Origin of the sequence: Natroniella sulfidigena (assembly GCF_023223645.1) — a bacterium.
Taxonomy (GTDB): Bacteria; Bacillota; Halanaerobiia; order Halobacteroidales; family Halobacteroidaceae; genus Natroniella; species Natroniella sulfidigena.
Window position 1 is genome coordinate 1 of sequence record NZ_JALKBY010000005.1, and the last position, 22,813, is coordinate 22,813.

Here is a 22,813-nt window from a genome sequence, read left to right on the forward strand (position 1 = left end):
TCAAATTCGTTCTTGTTTGTCAAGAACTTTTTTGAAATCTTTTTTGTCGCCAAACTTCCTTTTTTTGCGGCAACATCGAGTAGTATATCACCCTACTCCAAACTTGTCAAGAAAAAGATTAATTTTTTATGCAGATATCGTATACACCCAGTACACATCGTAAACTTAAAAGTTAAAGAAGTAGAATAAAGGGGGCTTAACCCCCTTGCTTTTTAATCAACATACCCAATAGAAGCAACTCTATCATCTTCATTCAAATTCATAACTCTAACTCCTTGAGTATTTCGACCTGTACAAGAAATTTCAGAAATTGAAGTTCTTAATAATATACCTTCCTCACTAATAATGATAATTTCTTCATTTTCATCTACCATCTTAATTTCAACTAAATCTCCATTAGTATCAGTTCTATTTAAAGTAATTAGTCCTTTGCCACCTCTACTTTGAGTTCTGTATTCATGTAATGGGGTTCTCTTGCCATACCCTTTTTCGGTAATCACCAATAAATCTCCATCCTCATTGACAATTTCCATACCAATTACTTGATCACCTTGTTCCAAACTTATACCCTTCACTCCTCTAGCTGTTCGACCAACACTTCTTACATCTTGCTCAGAAAAACGAATAGCCAACCCTTGCTTAGTAGCTAGCATAATTTCTTGCTCATCATTAGCTAATTTAACATCAATTAATTCATCGTTTTCAATTAGCGTTAAAGCAATTAAACCAGTATAGTTTGTATCATATTCATCAATTTTAGTTTTCTTTATAATTCCTTGCTTAGTGGCCATTACTAGGTATTGGTCAGTTCCAAACTCAGAGATTGGCATTACAGTTGTAACTTTTTCATCTGATTCAATTTCTAATAAATTTATAATTGCTGTTCCTCGCGCTTGTCTTCCTGATTCAGGAATCTGATAACCTTTCAAACGATAAACGCGTCCCATATTAGTAAAGAACAGGATATAGTCGTGGGTTGAGGTGGTATAGATGTTTTGAACCGTATCATTTTCTTTAGTTTTGATACCTATAATTCCTTTCCCACCACGATGTTGATTACGATATGTATCTAATGGCATTCTTTTTATATACCCCTGTTCTGTTAATGTAATTATCACTTCTTCTTCTTCAATTAAATCTTCCAAATCTAAATCAATATCTTGGTCAATGATTTTAGTTTTTCTATCATCAGAGTATTTATCTTTTAACTTTAGTATTTCTTCTTTAATAACATCTAATAATTTCTTTTCACTAGCTAAAATTGATTGTAAGTATTTGATCTTTTTCTCTAATTGTTCATACTCATTATCAATTTTATCTCTTTCTAAATTAGTTAGCCGATGTAATCTCATATTTAAAATTGCTTTAGCTTGTTTCTTAGAAAATTCAAATTCATCTTTTAATCTTTTGCGAGCAATTGAAGAGTTCTTAGAAGAGCGGATAACTTTTATTACTCGCTCGATATTATCCAAAGCTTTCTTAAACCCTTTTAAGATATGAGCTCTAGCTGTTGCTTTATTTAAATCATATCTTGTTCTCCTAGTAATTACATCCTTTTGGTGATTTATATAATGGTTCAACACTTCTTTAATCCCTAAAATTTGTGGTTCCTTATCAACTAAAGCTAACATGATAATACCGAAAGTTGTTTGTAATCTAGTGTGCTTATATAGCTTATTTAAAATGATTCGTGGATTAACCCCACGTTTTAATTCAATAACTACTCTCATCCCTCTTCTATCAGATTCGTCACGTAAATCTGTAATCCCTTCAACTTTCTCTTCTCTTACTAATCGAGCAACTTTTTTTATTAATTTTGCTTTATTTACTTGATAAGGTAATTCTGTAATTATTATTTGTGCTTTTTCATTATTTAATTCTTCAATTTTAGTTTCTGCTCTAAGCTTAACCTTACCTCTTCCAGTCTCAAAATATTTTTTTATAGCTTTACGTCCCATTATCTTTCCTCCAGTAGGAAAGTCAGGGCCTTTTATTATTTTCATTAGTTCGGTAATTTCTAATTGAGGGTTATCTATTAATTCTATAACCCCATCAATAACCTCTTTAATATTATGAGGTGGAATGTTTGTACTCATCCCTACTGCAATCCCAGAGGAACCATTAATCAATAAATTAGGAACTCTTGCTGGTAAAACTTCTGGTTCTTCTAAAGTCCCATCAAAGTTTTCAACAAAATCTACTGTATCTTTTTTTATATCTGATAATAACTCAGTTGTTATATTGGTCATTCTTGCTTCAGTATATCTCATTGCTGCAGCTGAGTCTCCATCAATCGAACCAAAGTTACCATGTCCATCAACTAGCTGATAACGATAAGAAAAATCTTGGGCCATTCTAACCATAGTATCATACACAGCTGTATCTCCATGGGGATGATATTTACCTAAAACTTCTCCTACAATTCGAGCTGATTTTTTATGAGATTGTGTTGGCTTCATTCCTAGTTCATTCATAGCATATAAAATTCTTCTGTGAACAGGTTTTAAACCATCCCTTACATCTGGCAAAGCACGACCAACTATAACGCTCATTGCATAATCAATATAAGCTTCTTGCATTTCCTCTTCAATATCTACTACCTTTACATTATCATTTAATTCTTTCATGAAATATCCCCCTAAACATCTAAATTCTGAGCTTCTTTAGCATGACTTTGAATAAATTCACGGCGAGGCTTAACTTTATCTCCCATCAATTTTGTAAATATTTCGTCTGCCATAATAGCATCATTTATTTGCACTTGCAAAAGTGTTCTATTTTCAGGATCCATTGTAGTTTTCCACAATTGCTCTGGATTCATTTCTCCTAATCCCTTATACCTTTGTAAGGAAACCCTTTTCGAACCAATTTCATTTAATAATTCTTGTAGTTGCCTATCATTATAAACATATTCACTTTTTCTTCCTTTAGTCACTTTATAAAGTGGAGGTTGTGCAATATAAATATATCCTTTTTGGATTAAAGGCTTCATGTACCGATAAAAGAAAGTTAATAGTAAAGTTCTTATATGAGCTCCATCTACATCAGCATCGGTCATAATAATAATCTGTTCATATCTAAGATTACTAATCTCAAATTCATCTGCTATACCAGTACCTAAAGCAGTAATTAACGCTCTTATCTCTTTGTTATTTAAAATTTTATTCAGTCTAGCCTTTTCAACATTCAATATTTTACCCTTTAAGGGCAAAATGGCTTGAAACTCTCTATCTCTTCCTTGCTTAGCTGATCCACCTGCTGAATCCCCCTCAACTATATATATTTCACTTTTTTCCGAATTTCGAGAAGAACAATCAGCTAGCTTTCCTGGTAAGGAAGTACTTGTTAAAGCACTTTTACGTTTAGTTAAGTCCCTAGCTTTTTTAGCGGCTTTCCTAGCTCTAGCAGCAGTAATTGCTTTTTCAACAATTTTCTTTCCCTCTTTAGGATTTTCCTCTAAAAAAGTGCTTAACTTCTGAGATACAATTGAATCTACTATTCCTCTTATCTCTCTATTAGCTAGTTTAGTCTTAGTTTGACCTTCAAATTGAGGATCAACTAGTTTAGTATTGATTATAGCTACAATGCCCTCTCTAATATCATCTCCTGAAAGGTTAGCATCATTTTTTTTGAGAAAATTATTCTTTCGAGCATAATCATTAACTGTTCTTGTTAAGGCACTTTTAAACCCACTAAGATGCGTTCCCCCTTCATGAGTATTGATATTATTAGCAAAAGTAAATATCTTATCTACATAGTTAGTATTGTATTGAATTGCAATTTCAACTTGAGCATCATCTACTTCTTCTTCAAAAAAAATAACCTCTTCATGCAAGGGAACTTCGTGCTTATTTATTTCTTTAACAAACGAGATAATTCCGCCTTCATATTTGAAGTCTTGTTCGACTTCCTCTTCTTTCCTACTATCAACTATTTTAATCTCAATTCCTTTGTTTAGATAAGCTAATTCTTTTAACCTTTGAGCTAATGTTTCATATTTATAGCTAAGAATCTCAAAAATTTCTTCATCAGCTTTAAATGTGATCTTAGTTCCCGTTTTATCAGCTTCATCTATTACTTTTAAATCTTCTTCAGGAATCCCTCGTTGATATCGCTGATAATAAACTTTATTATTTCGCCAAACCTCTACTTCTAACCACTCTGATAAAGCATTGACTACTGATACTCCAACTCCATGTAACCCACCGGAAACTTTATAACTTTTTGCATCAAATTTACCTCCAGCATGTAATACGGTCATTACAACCTCAACAGCTGGTCGTTTCATTTTCGAATGTGCAGAAACTGGAATACCACGTCCATTATCTATTATCGTAACTACATTATCCTCTTTAATCTGAACCTCAATTTGATCACAATAACCAGCTAATGCTTCATCTATACTATTATCAACAACTTCATAAACTAAATGATGAAGCCCTTTTTCTCCGGTGCTTCCTATATACATACCTGGTCTTTTGCGAACAGCTTCTAATCCTTCTAATACTTGAATCTGTTCTGCGTCATAGTTTAATTCTCTTTCCATTATAAAACCTCCGTTTAAACTTATTAAACTGTGATTAATTAATCACAGTTTAGATTATCTTTGACATTTACTCTTTTAGCTAAGGTATTTGAAGAAATCATTGAATAATAAACTGTTTCATCTGTAACAATAAAAGATCTTGGATTACCTTCAGAGTAATCTATTATAAAGCCTTCTGCTTCTGCTATTTTTAGAAACTCTTCTGTTTCTTTCGCTTGTGTAGTAGTTTCTAAATCAGCTATCAAAACAACATCCTTGAGGGAAATAACATTACCCTTTCCTAAGTGTAACATAAATGAACTACCCTCCTTATAATTGTTGGTAAATTTTCATATAATTGCTCCCGATTACCTCTTCGATTAATTTTTTAGTTAAATTTGTTGGCTTTAGTTCTGTTTTTAACATTACATAGTTTTGAATTATCACTTTCACTTCTTGAGATTCGATTTCTTTTTCTAAAGCTTTAATCATCAATCGATCTATTTTTAATTTTAATTTTTGAATTAAATTATTTTTTATTGACTCAAACTCTTGTTTTGAAAGATTAGGATATAGCTCCATAATATCTTTATAGCTCAACCATGGACTACTAGATAATAAACTTTCTACTTCTAAATTGAGCCCTTCATTATTCTTTAATTCACAAATTGGACATTTCTCGTTGTCAGGGGAAATTAGAACTGAACATTCAGGGCATACCTTCCAGCTATTTGATTTTTTCCACTTATTCTTTTCTTTAAATGTTTTCATTAACTTATAAAAATTATCTTTTAATTTTGAGTCTGAAATTTGATTTGTTATTCTTTCTATATCTTCTTCTTCCTGCAAACTCAATTTAACTTCTTGATATCCAGTCTCTTTTTTAACCTTTGTTTTATTTTTAGTCTTTGAAATACTTCCTACATTAAACCTAATATCCTTAACTAAATTGGAGTCTAATTTTTGATTTAGCTTTGTTATTAGATCTTCTTTCATAAATAATAACTGATGTGCCCATGTGGGATTATCTACTGTTATAAATAAAACTCCTCTGTTGATATATTTTGCTTCAGTATGAAGGTTGATTTCTTTATTATTGATTTGATGCCATAAGATTAGCACCTGCTTTTCTTTTATTTTCTTTTCAATTCCTAAGTTGTTTAACGTGTTTTCTAAAATTTCTTTAATTAATTTAGCCATTATTATCCCTCAGTTACAGATCCACTTTTAATTTTAAAAAATTTATATTCCTTGTCAAAACTTTGTCTATAATCTAAGTGAGTAGTTGTAATGAAAGTTTGAATTTTATTTTGAATATTTTGTAATAGTTGAATTTGACGTTGATTATCTAGTTCTGAAAATACATCATCTAATAAAAGTAGCGGATATTCCCCTATCTCCGCTTTCATAAATTCTAATTCAGCTAATTTAATAGCTAGTGCGGTTGTTCGCTGTTGTCCTTGTGAACCAAATTTTCTTATGTTAATGTCATTTACAAGTAATGAAATATCATCTCTGTGCGGGCCAATTTTTGTAACACCATGTTCAATTTCTTGCCTTCTATATTTTTTCAATGATTGACTGAACTTCTCTTTTATTTCTTCTTTCGAATCACTGGTTAATTGTAATTTAGTGTCATACTTTAAGATAAGTGTTTCTTTTCCATCAGTAATTTTTCTCTGCATTAGCTTAGATAAAATACTTAATTTATCTAGTGCTTCTAATCTTCTCTTTATAATTTTGCTTCCCAAATCAACTAGTTGTTGATCCCAGACTTGTAGCATATGTTGAGGAGTATTGTTATCTCTAATTTCTTTTAACAGATTATTTCTTTGCTTTAAAACTTTTCTGTATTCTGTTAATAAGTGCTTGTAATAAGAGCTAACTTGAGAAATTTCTAGGTTAATAAACTTTCTTCTTCGACTAGGACTTCCTTTAACTAAATTTAAATCTTCTGGCGAAAAAATGACTATGTTTAAGTAACCGACTAAATCACTTACTCGCTGTAACTTATTAGAGTTAACTTTAATCTCCTTACTTCTACCTTTACTATTTATCTCTAGCTGATATTTTTGGTTGTCTTTAATTAATTCTCCTTTTAAATAAAACTTATCTTCATTCCACTTAATTAATTCGGAATCTATATTAGTCCGATGAGAACTTCCAGTTCCTAATAAATAGATAGCTTCTAAAAGATTGGTTTTTCCTTGAGCATTGGCCCCAATAATTAGATTTAAATCTTGATTAAAACTTAAATGTTCATGATTATAATTTCTAAAGTTTCTTAGATAAAGCTGGGATAAAAACAAGGTTGTCTAACCACTCCCTAAGTAATTATTTGATATTTACGACCATTGTATTCAACTATATCGTCTGCTTTTAAAACTCTGCTTCTTTTCTGTTCTATTTCTTGATTAACCATAATTTCTCCTGCTTGAATAAGCATTTTAGCCTCTCCGCCTGTACTAACTAAATTGGCCCATTTTAAAAACTGATCTAGTTTAATAGTCTCTGTGTTTAACTTTATTTTTTCCATAATTCCCCTCCTATTTTAATTAAGCACTTCTTACCGGCATGATTACATAAATATATTCTTGTTCAGATTTGGTTTTAATTACACCTGGAGCTAATGGCCCTGATAATTTTATAGTGACTTCTTCATCAGAAATTACTTTTAAAGCATCTAGAAGATACTTAGCATTAAAAGCAATCTCTGTTTCTTGGCCAACTAAAGAAATTGGGATTTCTTCATAAGCCTGACCGATTTCGGGAGCATTAGAAGTGATAATCAGTCCATCTTCATTAAAGTTAACCTTGATAATATCAGAATCTTCTTTAGCTAATAAAGCTGCTCGTTTAGTTGCTTGTAACAATTGCTGAGTATTGACTACTATTTCTGTTTCTGAAGTATCAGGGATAACTTGCTTGTAGTTTGGAAACTGTCCTTCTATTAACCTTGATACAACTGAAATCCCAGAAAATTTAAATAAAATTTGATTATCAGTAAGAACAATTTTGGTTTTTTCTTCTTGGTTATCCAATAATTTTGTTAGTTCTTGCAAAGTAGTATTAGGGATTATTGCTTTAGTTAGTTCTCCTTGCTTATCAGTAATAGTATTCTCCTTATAGGCAAGACGATAAGTATCTGTAGCAATTAATTTAACCGTTTCATCTTCAAGTAATAACAGTCCCCCAGATAAAAAAGGCTTATTTTCATCTTTTGAAGTTGCAAACTTAATCTGTTCAATTATTTTCTTTAATCTCTGTTGTTCAATTGTTAATTTGGTTCCTGACTCAACTTCAGGTAATAATGGAAATTCATCTGCTGGTGAACCATGAATATTAAATTGAGAATTGCCACATTTAATTTGAGCTGTATTATTAGATGTTTCTGCTGATAAAATTATTTCTTCATTAGGCAACTCCCTAATGATATTAGTAAAGTGTTGAGCAGGTAAAACAATGGCACCTTCTTGAATAACTTGAGTATTAACAAAACATTCTATTCCTATTTCTAAATCTGTACCAACAAGTTTTAATTTATCTCCTTCTGTTTTTAATAATATTCCTGATAAAATAGGTAAAGTGGTTTTTGATGAAACAGCTTTTCTTACAGTTTGAATTCCTTGGTAAAATTCTTTTTGTTGCAATTTAACTCTCACTTTTAAAACCTCCTTGATGGTTAATTTTAATTACTCTATATTAGGGTTACGTAATTATTTATCTTAAAAACTATTATTACTTTATTTATTATAAAAGATAGTAGTAGTAGTAGTAGGGCCTGTGGATAGTGTTGATAAGTAACTTCGACCCTTGACATGAAAGGGTTTGTCCCTGTGGATAAGTTGTGGATAAGTTGTGGATAGTTATCCACATATCCACAGGGGTATTTTTTGCAGAAGAATTATCCACAAAAAAATAGAGTTATCAACAAGTTATCAACAGGATATCCACAATGTTATCCACAGGCATCATTAATGTTTTTTAATCTGGTTTATTAATTTATCTATATTATTTTTGAAACTTTCTTCTTCCTTGCTTTTATTTTCTATTTTGTTGTAAGCATGTAATACTGTGCTGTGATCTCTTCCTCCAAATCTATTTCCAATTTGGGGTAGAGAAAGATCAGTTAATTCTCTTGAAATATACATTGCTACTTGACGTGGAAAAGCAATTGCTCTTGTTCTTTTTTTCGACTTCATATCTTCGATTCTAATACCATAGTGTTGTGCAACAACTTCTTTAATTAGATTAGTTGTAATTTCTTTAGATGTTTTAGCATTTGAAGAATTATCTACAATATCTTTGAGTGCTTCTTGGGCCAAATCAATAGTAATATCTGCATTAATCAATGATGAGTAAGCTACTACCCTAATCAATGCCCCTTCTAATTCTCGAATATTTGATTTTATTTTATTAGCAATATAAACTATTACATTATTTGGAATATCAAGGTCTTCTAGAGTAGCTTTCTTTTTTAGGATTGCTATTTTAGTTTCTAGATCTGGTTTTTGAATATCAGTAATAAGCCCCCATTCAAATCTTGATCTCAGTCGTTCTTCTAAAGTTGGTATTTCTTTAGGTGGTCTATCACTTGAAACAATAATTTGTTTATTAGCATCATGTAAAGCATTAAAGGTGTGGAAAAACTCTTCTTGAGTTCTTTCTTTACCAGCTAAGAATTGAATATCATCAATCAGTAAAATATCGATGCTTCGATATTGGTCTCTGAATTGTATAGTTTTATCATATCTAATGGAATTAATTAGTTTATTAGTAAATTTCTCTGAAGTTAAATACATAACTTTCATATCAGAATTATGTTGAAGGATATAATTCCCAATTGCATGCATTAAATGAGTTTTTCCTAAACCGACATCTCCATAAATAAAGAGTGGATTATAGGCTTTAGCTGGTGCTTCTGCTACTGCTAAAGATGCAGCATGAGCAAAGCGGTTACTATTCCCAATGACAAAAGTATCAAAAGTATATTTAGAATTTAAAACTGAAGGGTTTTCTTCTTGTTGAGCCTCTTCTGTAACCTCTTTTGAATCATCTTTTAATAATATCTCTTCAGTTTCCTTTAGTTCAGGAATAATAAATTTGATATTGTAAGAATCATTAGTTATTTCTGAAATCGTTTCTTGGATTAGATTAGAATATCTTGTTTCTAGCCAGTCTTTAGCAAATTCATTAGGAACTTCAATAACGAGTGAATTTCCTTGAATTGTAAGAATTTTAGTTGACTTAAACCAAGTTTCAAAGCTTGGTTTGCTCAATTTAGTTTCGATTTTACTCAGTGCCTTGTCCCATAATTTTTTTGGAGTTTTTTCAAGCACACTATAACCTCCTAGAAAACTTATCCACAAAAAGATTAATCTTTTTGTGGATAAATTGTTTATTATCTAAAAATAAAGCTAAAAAAAGAATTAGTTATCCACAAGAAAGCCTTGATTTAGGTGAATAACTAATCTTTGTAATAATTTAAGTACTAAATTATTAATATATTAAATTTTAAGCAATCAAGTTCAATATTACACACTAATAATAACAAATTATTAACAACTTATCAACAAATTTTGTGGATAATTCAATAAAATAATTTAATAAGTCTTGACATGCCCTGACTAGATAATCTATAATTTAGTATAGTGTCTTAGATTATAAAAAATTGTAAGAAAGATAGCTAAAGAATTAAACTTCTTTAGTTTTAGGGAGGAACTTATTGATGGTCAAGGATGGAAAATTGAAGAAGACACATGAGTTCAAAAGAGTTTATAGAAGGGGAAACTCAGTTGCTAATCGGTTACTTGTTTTGTATGTACTAGCTACTAGAGAACCAACAAGAAGAGTAGGCTATTCAGTCAGCAAAAAAATTGGTAAGGCTGTAGTCAGAAATAGAGTAAAGAGGGTTCTAAAAGAAGCTTATAGGCATAACAAAGATAAATTAACTACAAGATTAGATCTTGTTTTAATTGCCCGAAAGCCGATTGTAGATGCATCTTATCAGCAGATAGAGAGTGCAATGAATCATTTATTTAGAAAAGCTAAAATATTGAAAGGTTGATCTGATGAATGGATTATTTAGAAAAATATTGCTCAAAATAATTAGATTCTACCAAGTCTTTATTTCTCCTTTGAAATTGAGAAAGAGCTGTCGGTTTTATCCTAGTTGTTCAGAGTATGCAATTAGAGCGATTGAAAAGTATGGTGTTTTAAAAGGAGGAATTAAAGCAATTAGTAGAGTTTTAAGATGTCATCCATTTAATTCTGGAGGATATGATCCAGTAGATTAAACTAATTTGGGAGGGTTTATTTTGGTAAATTTATTTTCAGTAGGAGTTTTTGGATGGTTGGGAGATTTTATGAAAACATTATTAGCCCAGCTATATAGTTTTACCGGGAGTTATGGTTCAGCGATTATTTTATTAACTGTAAGTATTAGGTTACTTTTATTTCCATTAGTATCTAAACAGACACGTTCTATGAAGAAGATGCAAGAGTTACAACCACTAATGGAAGAGTTAAAAGAAAAGTATGGTGATGATCAAGAAAAATATCAACAGGAAACTATGAAATTATATCAAAAACATAAAGTAAATCCTGCGGCAGGTTGCTTACCATTACTTGTTCAAATGCCGATTTTAGTCGCTTTATTTAGAGCATTACAAGATTGGGAAGAATTAATAGGAGAATCCTTCTTAGTAATTCCTGATTTGAGTGGTCCTTATTTACCATTGGTTATTTTAACTGGTTTGGTAATGTTGGGACAAAGTTTAATGACTCAGAAGTTGACAGGAAAAGGTGGTAATAATAAGATGGCATTATTTATGCCAGTATTTATTATCTTTATTGGGTTTAGGTTACCGGCTGGTGTTTTAGTGTATTGGTTTACTTCTAATCTGATTATGGCAACACAGCAGTACTTTTTATATAGAGAACCTACTGAATCAAAGGAGGAATCAACTTAAAATGGAGAGGGTCATTGCAACAGGGGAAACGGTTCAACAGGCCCTTACTAAAGGAGTAGAAAAACTAGGAGTAAGTAAAGAAGATGTAAATTATGAAGTGTTAGAAGAATCTAAATCAGGCTTTTTAGGTCTCTTTGGGAAAAGAGATGCTAAAGTTGAGGTTGTTAAAAAGATAGATAAAGCTGAACTAGCTAAAGAGTTTTTAGAGGAAGTTATTGGGCAGATGGAGTTGAATTTGATGGTTAAGGTTGTTGAAAAAGACTTAAATAATAGAAAAATAATTTTAGATATAACTGGTGATGAATTAGGGATTATTATTGGATATAGGGGTAAAACTTTAAATTCATTACAATACTTGACTAATTTAGCGATTAATAAGGGTGATAGTGAATATGTGCGTGTAGTTGTAGATGCTGAAGGCTATCGACAACGGCGCAAAAAGACTTTAGAAAAATTAGCCTTTCGGATGACTAAGAAGGCGAAGAAAAAGAAAAGAAAAGTGATCTTAGATCCGATGCCTGCTCATGAAAGAAAGATTATTCATAGTGCTTTGCAAAACAAGTCTGGTGTTTCTACTTATAGTGAGGGAAAAGAACCTTATCGCAAGGTAGCTATTGTAGCTGATTAAGATTTAAACCCAGTATTTTAATTAAAATGCTGGGTTTGTTTAATTAGTAATTAAAAATATTAACTTAGGGTAGTTTATTAATTAGGGGTGAGATTAATGTATGTAACTGATACAATTGCTGCTATTTCAACTGCAGTAGGTGAAGGTGGAATTGGAATTGTTAGAATTAGCGGTCCAGAAGCTATTGAAATAGTAGAAGAAATCTTTGTAAGTAAGAAGGAGAAGAGCTTAGTTGAGGTAGATAGTTATACTGCTCATTATGGTCAAATTATTGACCCACGCAATCAACAGATTGTGGATGAAGTGATTACTCTAGTGATGAAAGCTCCTAAAACTTATACGACTGAGGATATTGTAGAGATTGATTGCCATGGTGGGCCAATAGTAGTCCAGAAAATATTAGATGTAGTCTTACATAGTGGAGCAAGACTAGCTGATCCTGGTGAATTTACAAAACGAGCCTTCTTAAATGGAAGGATAGATTTGGCCCAGGCTGAAGCGATTATAGATTTAATTCGTTCTCAAACTGAAGTGGGATTAGAGGTAGCTATTGATCAGCTAGAAGGTGGATTATCTAAAAAAGTTGATCAGATTAAACAGGATATAGTCTCTTTGTTGGCCCATTTAGAGGCAACTATTGATTTTCCAGAAGATGAGATTGAAGATTTTAATCCTGACCAGTTAGGTGCTAGGATTAATGAAGCAATTAAAAAGACAAGTGACTTACTAGCAACAAGTCAACGAGGTAAAATTTTAAAGGAAGGCCTAGAGGTAGCTATTATTGGCAAACCAAATGTCGGAAAATCCAGCCTCTTAAATGCATTGTTGAGAGAAAGAAGAGCGATTGTAACTGAAGTACCAGGAACGACACGAGATGTAATCGAAGAAGTAATTAACATAGATGGGATTCCATTAAAGATAATCGATACTGCTGGGATTAGAAAGACAGAAGATAAGGTAGAAAAGATTGGAGTAGAAAAGAGTGAACAGTTTTTAAAGCGAGCAGATTTGGTATTGTTAGTAGTAGATATAAATCAAGGAATTACTACAGAAGATCGAGACTTGATAAAATTGATTAAGGATAAAAAGAAGGTTGTTGTTGCTAATAAGTTCGATCTTGATAATAATTTAAACTTAGATTCTCTAGAAGAATTGTTGCCCGAAACTCCGATTGTTAAGACTTCTGCGATAGAGAATGAAGGAATTGATAGATTAGAGGATGTAATTTCAGATTTAGTATTCAGTGGTGATATTAGAGCTAGTAATCAGACTTTAATTACAAATATGAGGCATAAGAATGCTTTAGATAGGGCTCATCAAAGGTTATTGGATGTGCGAGAAACTTTTGAAAAAAGATTACCAAATGATTTTATTACGATTGATCTAAGGGCGGCTTTGGAAGCAGTTGGAGAGGTTACAGGAGATACAATTGGTGAAGATATTATTGATCAAATTTTTGCTGATTTTTGTTTGGGGAAATAAGGAGGGGGAAAGATGAGAAACTATGATATTATAGTTATTGGAGCAGGACATGCAGGTTGTGAAGCTGCTTTAGCTAGTGCACGAATGGGTTGTAAAACTTTATTATTGACTTTAAATGCTGATCACATTGCTTTAATGCCTTGCAATCCATCAATTGGAGGGCCAGCTAAGGGGCATATTGTAAGGGAGATAGATGCCTTAGGAGGAGAAATGGGCAAAAATATTGATAAGGCCTATATTAATATTAGAATGCTAAATACTTCTAAAGGGCCAGCAGTTCATGCTTTACGAGCTCAAGCTGATAAGAATAAATATCAATTTGAGATGACTAAAGTCTTACAAGAACAGGATAACTTAGACTTAAAGCAGACTGTAGTAACTGATTTGATAATAGATAACCATCAAGTGACAGAAGTTAAAACGATAACTGGAATGGACTATCAAGCCTCTAAAGTTATCTTGACTACTGGAACTTCACTTAATGGTAAAGTAATCATTGGAGATATTAAATATACTGGAGGAAGACAAGGAGAGTTTGCAGCAACTGATTTAGCAGAAAGTTTAAAGGAGGCAGGAGTTGAATTAGATAGATTTCAAACAGCAACACCTCCTAGAATTGATAAAGAATCGGTAGACTTTTCTAAGATGACAATTCATCCTAGCTCGAAAGAAAGAATTCAGTTTTCCTTCTTTCAACCTCGTCAAGAAAGAGAAGAGGTTCCGTGTTGGTTGACTTATACTAATCATAAGACAAAACAGGTGATTGAAGATAATATTGAACATTCACCTTTGACAACTGGAATTGTTGAAGGGGAAGGGCCAAGGTATTGTCCCTCAATTGACCGTAAAATAATGAGGTTTCCTGATAAGAATAGCCATCAGGTATTTGTCGAACCTGAAGGATTACATACTAATGAACTTTATCTTAATGGATTGACAACGAGTATGCCTGAGGATTTTCAAGCTGATATTATCAGAAGTGTTCCTGGTTTAGAAGAAGCAGAGATTATGCGACCTGGTTATGCAGTTGAATATGATTATATCCCACCATATCAATTGCAGCCAACAATGGAGAATAAGGTAGTTCAAGATCTATATACAGCAGGTCAGATCAATGGAACAAGTGGTTATGAAGAAGCAGCAGCACAAGGATTAATGGCTGGAATCAATGCTGTCTTGGCTTTGCAGGGTAAAGAGCCATTAATTTTGAAACGTTCTGATGCTTATATTGGAGTTTTGATTGATGATTTAGTTACTAAAGGGACTAATGAGCCGTATCGGATGTTGACTTCTCGAGCAGAATATAGATTGATTTTAAGGCAGGATAATGCTGATTTAAGGTTGAGTTCAATTGGTTATCGTTTAGGATTAATCAGTGAAGAGCAATATCAGCAGGTTGAGGATAAACGTAAAACTATTGCTAAAAATTTAGAAGAATTAAATAATATTCAAATCACTCCGACTCAAAAGGTACTAGAGGCACTCAAGGAATTGGGTAGTGGGGGGTTAAAGAAACCTGTCAGCTTAGCTACTATCTTAGAGAGACCAAAGATAGATTATCAAGACTTAGATAAATTCACCTCTGAAGTACCAGAGGTAAATACAGAGATAGCAGAGCAGTTGGAGATTAGAACTAAATATCGAGGCTATATTGATCGCCAATTAAGTCAAGTTGAGAAATTTAAGCAGATGGAAGATAAAAGGATTCCTGAGGGGATTGATTATCAAAATTTAGATAATTTACGGAAAGAAGCTAGAGAGAAATTAGAACGGATTAGACCAGTATCTGTAGGTCAGGCTTCTCGAATTTCTGGAGTTTCACCAGCTGATATTTCAGTTTTGATGATTCACTTGGAAGAGTTAAAGAGAGGAGGAGGAGATGATGACTGATTATGATGTGATTGTGGTAGGAGCAGGACATGCTGGTTGTGAAGCAGGTTTGGCTGCTGCACGAATGGGGTTTAAGAGTTTGGTATTAACTGTTGATTTAGATAATGTTGCTTTGATGCCTTGTAACCCTGCTATTGGTGGACCAGCTAAGAGCCATATTGTAAGAGAGATAGATGCTTTAGGAGGAGAGATGGCTAAAAATATTGATAAGACTTGTATTCAGTTAAGAATGTTGAATACAGGTAAAGGTCCAGCAGTTCATGCTTTAAGGGCTCAAGCCGATAAGAAGATGTATCATCTTAAGATGAAAGAGACTCTAGAGCAAGAAGAAAACCTTGATCTACGCCAAGGGATGGTAGAGGAGTTAATTGTTGAGCAGGATAGTGTAACGGGTGTTAGGATTAAAAGTGGAGTTGAATTCAAAGGCAAGAAGGTTATCTTAACGACGGGAACCTTCTTAAAAGGTGAAATAATTATTGGAGAGAGAAGATTTAACTCTGGCCCTCATAATCAATTTCCATCTAATGCCTTATCTGATCATTTAAAAGAATTAGGTTTTGAGTTGAGGAGATTTAAGACTGGTACACCTCCTAGAGTTGACAAGCGAACTATAGATTTTAATCAGTTGAAAAAACAGCCGAGTATTGACCGACCAATAGCTTTTTCTTTTACTAACCAACAGATTGATAATCAACTAGAACGCCGTGATTGTTGGATGGTCTATACTAATCAACAAACTCATCAAGTAATTATGGATAACCTAGAGCGTTCTCCAATGCATTGTGGTCAAATTGAAGGGGAGGGAGCTCGTTATTGTCCTTCAATTGAGACAAAGGTTGATAGATTTCCTGATAAGGATCGCCACAAGGTCTTTGTTGAGCCTGAAGGAGAATATATTTATGAAATGTATTTATCCGGTTTCTCAACTTGCTTACCAGTAGATATTCAAGTTGAGATGTTACGAACATTAGATGGATTTGCAGAGGCAGAGATTATTAGACCTGCGTATGCAATTGAATACGACTCTATCGATCCTACTAGGTTGAAGCCATCTTTAGAGACTAAGCAGATCAAAAACTTATATACAGCCGGACAAATTAATGGCACAAGTGGTTATGAGGAAGCAGCAGCTCAAGGTTTATTAGCTGGAATTAATGCTGTCTTAGATTTAAAGGAAGAGGAACCATTTATTTTGAAACGCTCTGATGCTTATATTGGGGTTTTGATTGATGATTTAGTTACTAAAGGAACTGAAGAGCCATATCGGATGTTGACTTCTCGAGCTGAATATAGATTGGTATTACGTCAAGATAATGCAGATTTGAGATTGACTTCTTTAGGTTATCAATTGGGATTGATTTCTGAAAAAAGGTTTGAAAAATTTACAGATAAAAAGGAAGCAATTGAAGAGGAAATGACTCGCTTAAAGGAGACTACTATTTATCCTAAGGAAGAAATTCAAAAGCAGTTAGAGGATTTAGGTAGTACTAAGTTGAAGAATAAGGATAATCTAGGGCGATTAATCAAGAGGCCAGAGCTTGATTATGAATCATTGGCCCCACTTGATTCGAATCGACCGGATCTATCTTATGATGTACAAGAAGAAGTTGAAATTCAATTAAAATATGAAGGTTATATCAAAAAGCAATTAAAACAGATTGAAAAGCAGAGGGAGCTAGAAGATAAAAAGATTTCTGAAGAAATAGATTACCATCAAATAGAAGGTCTGAGGATTGAAGCTAGAGAGAAATTAGATCAAATTAGACCTCTATCTATTGGACAAGCTGCTCGAATCTCTGGTGTTTCTCCAGCAGATATATCGGTATTGACCGTTTATTTAGAGCAGTTAAGTAGGAATGAGGAGGAATAATTAATGGAGGAGAAAGAACTATTAGTAACCGGTGCTCAACAGTTAGGAGTTGAATTGACTGAGGAGCAAACAGATAAATTTATGAAGTATTTAGAAATATTACAAGAGTGGAATCAAAAGATGAATTTAACTGCTTTAGATACCCCTAGAGAAATTGTTATTAAACATTTCTTAGATTCATTGACCTGCTTAGTTGAGTTAGATGTAACTGGAAAAAAGAGTGTAATTGATGTAGGAACGGGAGCTGGTTTTCCTGGAGTACCACTTAAGATAATCTATCCTAATCTTAAATTAACTTTACTTGATTCATTACGAAAAAGAACTAATTTTTTAAAGCAATTATGTTATAAACTTGATTTAGAAGGAATAGAATTTATCCATGGTAGAGCTGAAGATTATGGACAAGATGAAAACTATCGAGAGCAATATGACTATGTAGTAGCTAGAGCAGTAGCTTCTTTAAATGTTTTAGTTGAATATACACTACCTTTTGTTAGAGTTAATGGTACTTTAATTGCTCAAAAGGGTTCTGAAGCTGAACAGGAAGTAATAGAAAGTCAAGAAGCAGTAGAAAGTTTAGGAGGAACAATTTTTGATTTAAGGAAGGTTAACTTACCTTATAGTGAAGCAGAACGGTATTTAGTTGTGATCGATAAGATGGCTCAAACCCCTGTTCAATATCCGCGTAGAGCAGGTAAACCTAAGAAAAATCCATTATAAATAAACTTAAAATAGTTAAACTAAAAAATTCCTTCCATATGGAAGGAATTTCCATTTTTGGGTTGAAAGTATAGTAGTAAGTTATCAATAAAAGTTAGATAAAGGAAGTGATGAGTATGAAAGAAAGTAATTTAGCTGAAAGGATAAGTAAGGAAGAATCAATTATTGATGAAGAGTTAAATAAAGTAATTAAGATTCCACTAGAATTGATTGAGCCTAATCCTTATCAGCCTAGAAGTGACTTTGCAGCTAGTAAATTAAGAGAACTAAGTCAATCTATTAAAGAGCAAGGACTAATTCAGCCCATTTTGGTTAGAACAGTTGGGCAAAAGTATCAAATTGTAGCTGGAGAAAGAAGATATCGAGCAGTTAAAAGTTTAGGAAGAGAGAAAATTGAAGCAATTGTGATTGAGGTAAAAAAAGAAGAAATGATGGAGATTGCTTTGGTTGAAAACTTACAGCGAGAGAGCTTAAACCCAATTGAAGAGGCAAAAGCTTATCAGAAATTGATTACTGAATTTAGTTTAGCCCAACAAGAGTTGGCTACTAAAGTAGGTAAGAGCCGTTCGGCGGTTGCTAATTCATTAAGGTTGTTAAAGTTACCAAATGAAATCAAAGAGTTATTGATAACAGAACAGATAACTAAAGGTCATGCTCGAGCTTTGTTAGCTTTATCTTCAATCAAATTACAACAACAAGTAGCCAGCCAGATTATCAACGAGGAGTTAACGGTTAGACAGACTGAGCAATTGATTAAAAAAGTTAAAGCGGAAGAAGGTAAGTCAGAACAAGATGACTCTAAGCAGAAAAAGGATCCTAATGTAGCCTTTATCGAAAAGCGGTTAATGAATATTTTAGGGACTAAAGTTGATATTAACCCAGGTAAGAAGAAAGGAAAGATAGTAATTGAGTATTATTCAACAGAGGATTTAGAGCGAGTTATTGAGGTTATGGAACAATAGTTTCACATGAAACAGTTGTTAATTAAAAGCAATCACTAAGGGATTAGAATCCTTTAGTGATTTTTGTATTTGAATCTTTAAGGGGGAAGATAGAGTAGACATCTAATTACTCATCAGTTATAATTGTAAATATAAATACTGTACTAATTTGTAAAAACAATTGCTAGCTAAAAGGAGGATTTTATTGACTACGATAATAGAAATAGATGGAACTAAATGCAAAAGATGTTATTCTTGTGTGCGACAATGTCCAGTTAAAGCTATTAAAGTAGAAGATAATCAAGCTTTGATAGTAGATGATAGATGTATCAACTGTGGTTATTGTCTTGATGCCTGTGCACGTAATGCAAGAGAAGCTAAGAGTTATCGTTACCAAATTAAAGGTTGGAATCAGCAAGAAAAAGAATTAATAGCCTGTGTAGCCCCTTCTTTTATTGCTTCTTTTGTAGATTGTGAGCCTGGACAAGTAGTAACCGCACTGCATAAATTAGGTTTTGATCAAGTTTATAAAGTTGCTTTAGGAGCTCAGTTGACAGCACAAAAATACGATGAATATCTAATTAATACAAAGAGAAGAAATCTAATCAGTACTGCTTGTCCAACCATAGTTAACTTGATAGAGAAGCACTATCCTCAACTAATAGATAATTTAATTCCTTTGGTCTCACCTATGGTAGCTCTTGGGAAGCTAATAAAAGCGGAAAAACCAGATTCTAAAGTTGTATTTATTGGCCCTTGTATTGCTAAGAAGGGTGAAATAGAAATCAAGGGGTTAAAAGGAGTTATAGATGCAGTTTTAACCTTTAAAGAGCTTAAGGAAATCTATCGTGAAGAAGGAATTACAGAGCTTAAGAAATTAAATTCTAATGAATTTAGTCAAATCTATTTGCCTCAGAAGAGTGATGATTTTGCTTTATCAGGAGGTTTGACTTCTAATTTAAATAATATTTCTTCTGACGAGATGTTAATTACTGAAGGAAGTTATAACTGTCAAGAATTAATTAGTGGTGTCTTAGAAGATAAAATAGAAGCAAAATTATTAGATATTTTATTCTGTCGTGGTTGTATTGATGGGCCACGGATCGATAGTGAACTTTCTTTATTTGCTCGTCAAAAAAAAGTGGCTGAATATTCTAAAGAAAATAAAACAACTAATAGCGATAATAAGAAGCAACAAAGTATTGAGCAAGAAAAGCTTTTAAAGGAAGTAGAAAATTTGGATTTAGGGTGTGAGTTTGAAAATTTTTCATATCAAGAAAAGCTTCCAACAGAAGGAAAGATCAAAGAGATATTAGCTTATACAAATAAAGTTAATTCTAGTGATGAATTAAATTGTGGAGCATGTGGCTATGAGACTTGTCGAGAAAAAGCTGTAGCTGTTTATCAAGAATTAGCAGAGGTTGAAATGTGCTTACCTTATCTTTTAGAGCAAGCTCGTGAAGAAGCAGATTATTATAAAGATAAGTTAGCTCAAGATTCACAGACTAAATATCTTTTTAAGGATATCAAAGGTAAAAGTGTAGAGATGAAAGAGGCGAAAGTTAAAGCTCAACAAGCTGCTCAAACTAAATCGACTATTTTAATTTTAGGGGAGAGTGGTACTGGAAAAGAGATGTTTGCTCATGCTATTCATAATGCTAGTCAGCGAAGGGATGAGCCATTTATAAAAATTAATTGTGCAGCCATTACTGAAAGTTTATTAGAATCAGAATTGTTTGGGTATGAAGAAGGTGCTTTTACTGGGGCTAAAAGAGGTGGTAAGCCTGGGAAGTTTGAGCTAGCAGATGGAGGAACTATATTTTTAGATGAAGTAGGAGATATGCCTTTACAAATGCAGGCTAAATTATTGCGTGTACTTCAAGAGGGTGAAATAGAGAGAGTAGGGGGGAATAAAACTATAACTATAGATCTTCGAGTTATTGCTGCTACTAATCGAGATTTAAAACAGATGGTTAAGGATGGCGATTTTAGAGAAGATCTTTATTATAGATTAAATGTAATTACGATCAAAACACCTGCATTACGTTCTCGGATAGAAGATTTACCAGGGATTATAGATCATATTATTAATAAGCTAACTGTTGAGCAGCGGATGCCTAGAAAATCTTTTTCTAAAGAAGCTTTAAATAGATTGATGCAGCATGATTGGCCTGGTAATGTAAGGGAGTTAGAGAATGTGATTGTGCAAACATTCAGCCTAACTTATGAAGAAATGATTGAAGTTGAACACTTGCCTAATTATCTATTACAAGGTGAGAATCAAGCTTCTCCTTTGATAAGAGAAGGAGAAGTTAAGTCTCTTGCTCAGTTGACAAGTCAGGTTGAAAAACAGGCAATCAAGAAAGCTTTAGAAGCAACTAATTGGAATAAGAAACAAACTGCAGAATTATTACAGATATCTCGTTCAACTCTTTACCAGAAGATTGATAAATATAATATTTAAGGAATAAAATGACCTTCGGTTATAGTTTAAGGTTAAGTAAAATCAGTAAAAACAAAATAATAGAAGAATAAATCCCCTTTAAAAGACTGTATGATTTTCATTCATGAATGAAAATCATACAGTCTTTTATTTTGTCCTATAGTAACGACTATAACATCAAGTGTATCTTATCACATCTAATAAGTGTATAAAAAGTGTACACTTGTTAGTGAAAATTCAGAAAATTGTAATCTGGAACAGATTTTTGTGAATTTTTTAGCTTGCTGTCAGATTAATCCTTGTGCCACTTTTCAGAATTTTTAAACTCTAGTATAAAAATTGGCATGAAAGTTGCATTTGTATATTAGTGAAGTTAATTAAGATTTTAAATTAATAAAAGGAGGTAGTGCTATGGCAGAGGTAAAGAGGGTAAAGAGGACTTGTGAGCTGGAGAATAAAAGAATAAATTCATTAAGGGAATTGAATGACTTTAAAGAGGAAATTAGAGAAGAAAGAGTAGGTAATCAAAAGCGAGCAGGTGTAAGAATTACTACTGCTATGGGAAGTTGTGGAATTGCTGTTGGAGCTCAAGAGATTTTAGAAGCTATTTCAGATGAGTTGACTACTAGGGGATTAGAAGATATAAGTATTCATAATACGGGATGTATTGGGCTTTGTGAGCAAGAACCATTAGTTAAAATAAAAATAGAGGATCAACCAGCAGTCTTTTATGGGAATTTAACTCCAGAGTTGGCCCGTGAGGTTGTTAAGAATCATATAGTCGATAATCAAATTATTGCTAGCTGTTAATTAAGTTAGGCAAAAATAATTTTTTTTTGGGGGGAAGATTATGGAGGCAACCATTGAAGAGATTACAAAGGCTTTGGATTCAGAAAGAACTCCTTTGATTTCAGTTTTGCATGCTGTTCAAGCAGAATTGGGTTATTTAAGTACAGAGGGATTGAAAATAGTGGCCAAAAAGTTAGATATACCTTTGAGTAAGGTATATGGAGTAGCAACCTTCTATACTTTACTAGATACAGAAGAAAAAGGGGAGAATGTCATCAGGCTCTGTGAGAGTGCACCTTGCCATATTAAAGGAGCTACTAATATTTTAACTGAATTACAGGATAAGTTAGATATTGATGTTGGAGAAACTACGGATGATAATAAATTCAGCTTAGAGATGACCAGTTGTTTAGGTATTTGTGCAGTTGCACCAGCAATTATGATCAATGGTACTGTTTATGGTAATTTAACTTCTAAAAAGTTGGATTCTATTTTAGATAGATATTAATGAAAGGAGTGACTGACAATAATTTCTTATACTGAACAGGAAGTAT

General features: G+C 32.7%; 20 protein-coding genes. 12 read left to right on the forward strand and 8 right to left on the reverse strand.

The genetic code is table 11. The features are described from left to right. Positions 1-212 precede the first annotated feature (212 nt). From gyrA to dnaA, 8 genes are all read right to left on the reverse strand, one after another. Positions 213-2,627 carry a DNA gyrase subunit A gene (gene gyrA / locus MWH28_RS04385; RefSeq protein ID WP_248618078.1) on the reverse strand — a complete coding sequence of 805 codons (2,415 nt, stop codon included), beginning with the start codon at positions 2,625-2,627 and terminating at the stop codon, positions 213-215. A gap of 11 nt (positions 2,628-2,638) precedes the next feature. Beyond that, on the reverse strand, positions 2,639-4,546 hold the full coding sequence (gene gyrB, locus MWH28_RS04390; RefSeq protein ID WP_248618079.1) for a DNA topoisomerase (ATP-hydrolyzing) subunit B: 1,908 nt from the start codon (positions 4,544-4,546) through the stop codon (positions 2,639-2,641). A 38-nt stretch (positions 4,547-4,584) separates the two neighbouring features. Further along, the gene (gene remB / locus MWH28_RS04395; RefSeq protein ID WP_248618080.1) at positions 4,585-4,839 is read right to left on the reverse strand and encodes an extracellular matrix regulator RemB; all 255 of its coding nucleotides are present in this window, start codon (positions 4,837-4,839) and stop codon (positions 4,585-4,587) included. A gap of 16 nt (positions 4,840-4,855) precedes the next feature. Then, entirely contained in the window at positions 4,856-5,725 is an 870-nt protein-coding gene (locus MWH28_RS04400; RefSeq protein WP_248618081.1) for a DciA family protein, read from the reverse strand. 2 nt (positions 5,726-5,727) lie between these two features. Further along, on the reverse strand, positions 5,728-6,834 hold the full coding sequence (gene recF / locus MWH28_RS04405; RefSeq protein WP_248618082.1) for a DNA replication/repair protein RecF: 1,107 nt from the start codon (positions 6,832-6,834) through the stop codon (positions 5,728-5,730). A 17-nt stretch (positions 6,835-6,851) separates the two neighbouring features. Then, a complete protein-coding gene (locus tag MWH28_RS04410; RefSeq protein WP_248618083.1) occupies positions 6,852-7,061 on the reverse strand; it encodes an RNA-binding S4 domain-containing protein in 210 nt (69 codons plus the stop codon). 19 nt (positions 7,062-7,080) lie between these two features. Next, the gene (gene dnaN, locus MWH28_RS04415) at positions 7,081-8,187 is read right to left on the reverse strand and encodes a DNA polymerase III subunit beta (protein WP_248618084.1); all 1,107 of its coding nucleotides are present in this window, start codon (positions 8,185-8,187) and stop codon (positions 7,081-7,083) included. Positions 8,188-8,499: 312 nt separating this feature from the next. Further along, on the reverse strand, positions 8,500-9,864 hold the full coding sequence (gene dnaA, locus MWH28_RS04420) for a chromosomal replication initiator protein DnaA (protein ID WP_248618085.1): 1,365 nt from the start codon (positions 9,862-9,864) through the stop codon (positions 8,500-8,502). A gap of 389 nt (positions 9,865-10,253) precedes the next feature. On the opposite strand from dnaA, the gene rnpA reads away from it, so the two are divergent. The 12 genes from rnpA to nuoE all read left to right on the forward strand — a co-directional run bounded on the left by rnpA (position 10,254) and on the right by nuoE (position 22,767). After that, positions 10,254-10,592 carry a ribonuclease P protein component gene (gene rnpA / locus MWH28_RS04425; RefSeq protein ID WP_248618086.1) on the forward strand — a complete coding sequence of 113 codons (339 nt, stop codon included), beginning with the start codon at positions 10,254-10,256 and terminating at the stop codon, positions 10,590-10,592. A 4-nt stretch (positions 10,593-10,596) separates the two neighbouring features. Continuing rightward, positions 10,597-10,821 (forward strand): membrane protein insertion efficiency factor YidD, encoded by a 225-nt coding sequence (gene yidD, locus MWH28_RS04430; RefSeq protein WP_248618087.1) that lies wholly within the window; start codon positions 10,597-10,599, stop codon positions 10,819-10,821. Positions 10,822-10,842: 21 nt separating this feature from the next. Next, positions 10,843-11,496, forward strand: coding sequence for a YidC/Oxa1 family membrane protein insertase (locus MWH28_RS04435; protein WP_248618088.1), 654 nt, complete (start codon positions 10,843-10,845; stop codon positions 11,494-11,496). Position 11,497: 1 nt separating this feature from the next. Further along, complete coding sequence (gene jag / locus MWH28_RS04440) at positions 11,498-12,124, forward strand: RNA-binding cell elongation regulator Jag/EloR (protein ID WP_248618089.1); 627 nt, start codon at positions 11,498-11,500, stop codon at positions 12,122-12,124. A gap of 96 nt (positions 12,125-12,220) precedes the next feature. Then, the gene (gene mnmE, locus MWH28_RS04445; protein ID WP_248618090.1) at positions 12,221-13,606 is read left to right on the forward strand and encodes a tRNA uridine-5-carboxymethylaminomethyl(34) synthesis GTPase MnmE; all 1,386 of its coding nucleotides are present in this window, start codon (positions 12,221-12,223) and stop codon (positions 13,604-13,606) included. Between the two features lie 12 nt (positions 13,607-13,618). Next, complete coding sequence (gene mnmG, locus MWH28_RS04450; RefSeq protein ID WP_248618091.1) at positions 13,619-15,496, forward strand: tRNA uridine-5-carboxymethylaminomethyl(34) synthesis enzyme MnmG; 1,878 nt, start codon at positions 13,619-13,621, stop codon at positions 15,494-15,496. After that, a complete protein-coding gene (gene mnmG, locus MWH28_RS04455) occupies positions 15,489-17,366 on the forward strand; it encodes a tRNA uridine-5-carboxymethylaminomethyl(34) synthesis enzyme MnmG (RefSeq protein ID WP_248618092.1) in 1,878 nt (625 codons plus the stop codon). Before mnmG (MWH28_RS04450) ends, mnmG (MWH28_RS04455) begins: the two co-directional genes overlap by 8 nt. Before the next feature lie 3 nt (positions 17,367-17,369). Next, positions 17,370-18,086, forward strand: a complete 717-nt coding sequence (gene rsmG, locus MWH28_RS04460) for a 16S rRNA (guanine(527)-N(7))-methyltransferase RsmG (protein ID WP_248618093.1) — start codon at positions 17,370-17,372, stop codon at positions 18,084-18,086. Positions 18,087-18,202: 116 nt separating this feature from the next. Further along, complete coding sequence (locus tag MWH28_RS04465; RefSeq protein WP_248618094.1) at positions 18,203-19,048, forward strand: ParB/RepB/Spo0J family partition protein; 846 nt, start codon at positions 18,203-18,205, stop codon at positions 19,046-19,048. A gap of 184 nt (positions 19,049-19,232) precedes the next feature. Then, positions 19,233-21,491 (forward strand): sigma 54-interacting transcriptional regulator, encoded by a 2,259-nt coding sequence (locus tag MWH28_RS04470; protein WP_248618095.1) that lies wholly within the window; start codon positions 19,233-19,235, stop codon positions 21,489-21,491. A 390-nt stretch (positions 21,492-21,881) separates the two neighbouring features. Further along, positions 21,882-22,280 (forward strand): (2Fe-2S) ferredoxin domain-containing protein, encoded by a 399-nt coding sequence (locus MWH28_RS04475; protein ID WP_248618096.1) that lies wholly within the window; start codon positions 21,882-21,884, stop codon positions 22,278-22,280. A 40-nt stretch (positions 22,281-22,320) separates the two neighbouring features. Next, positions 22,321-22,767, forward strand: coding sequence for an NADH-quinone oxidoreductase subunit NuoE (gene nuoE, locus MWH28_RS04480; RefSeq protein WP_248618097.1), 447 nt, complete (start codon positions 22,321-22,323; stop codon positions 22,765-22,767). The last annotated feature ends 46 nt before the right edge of the window (positions 22,768-22,813 follow it).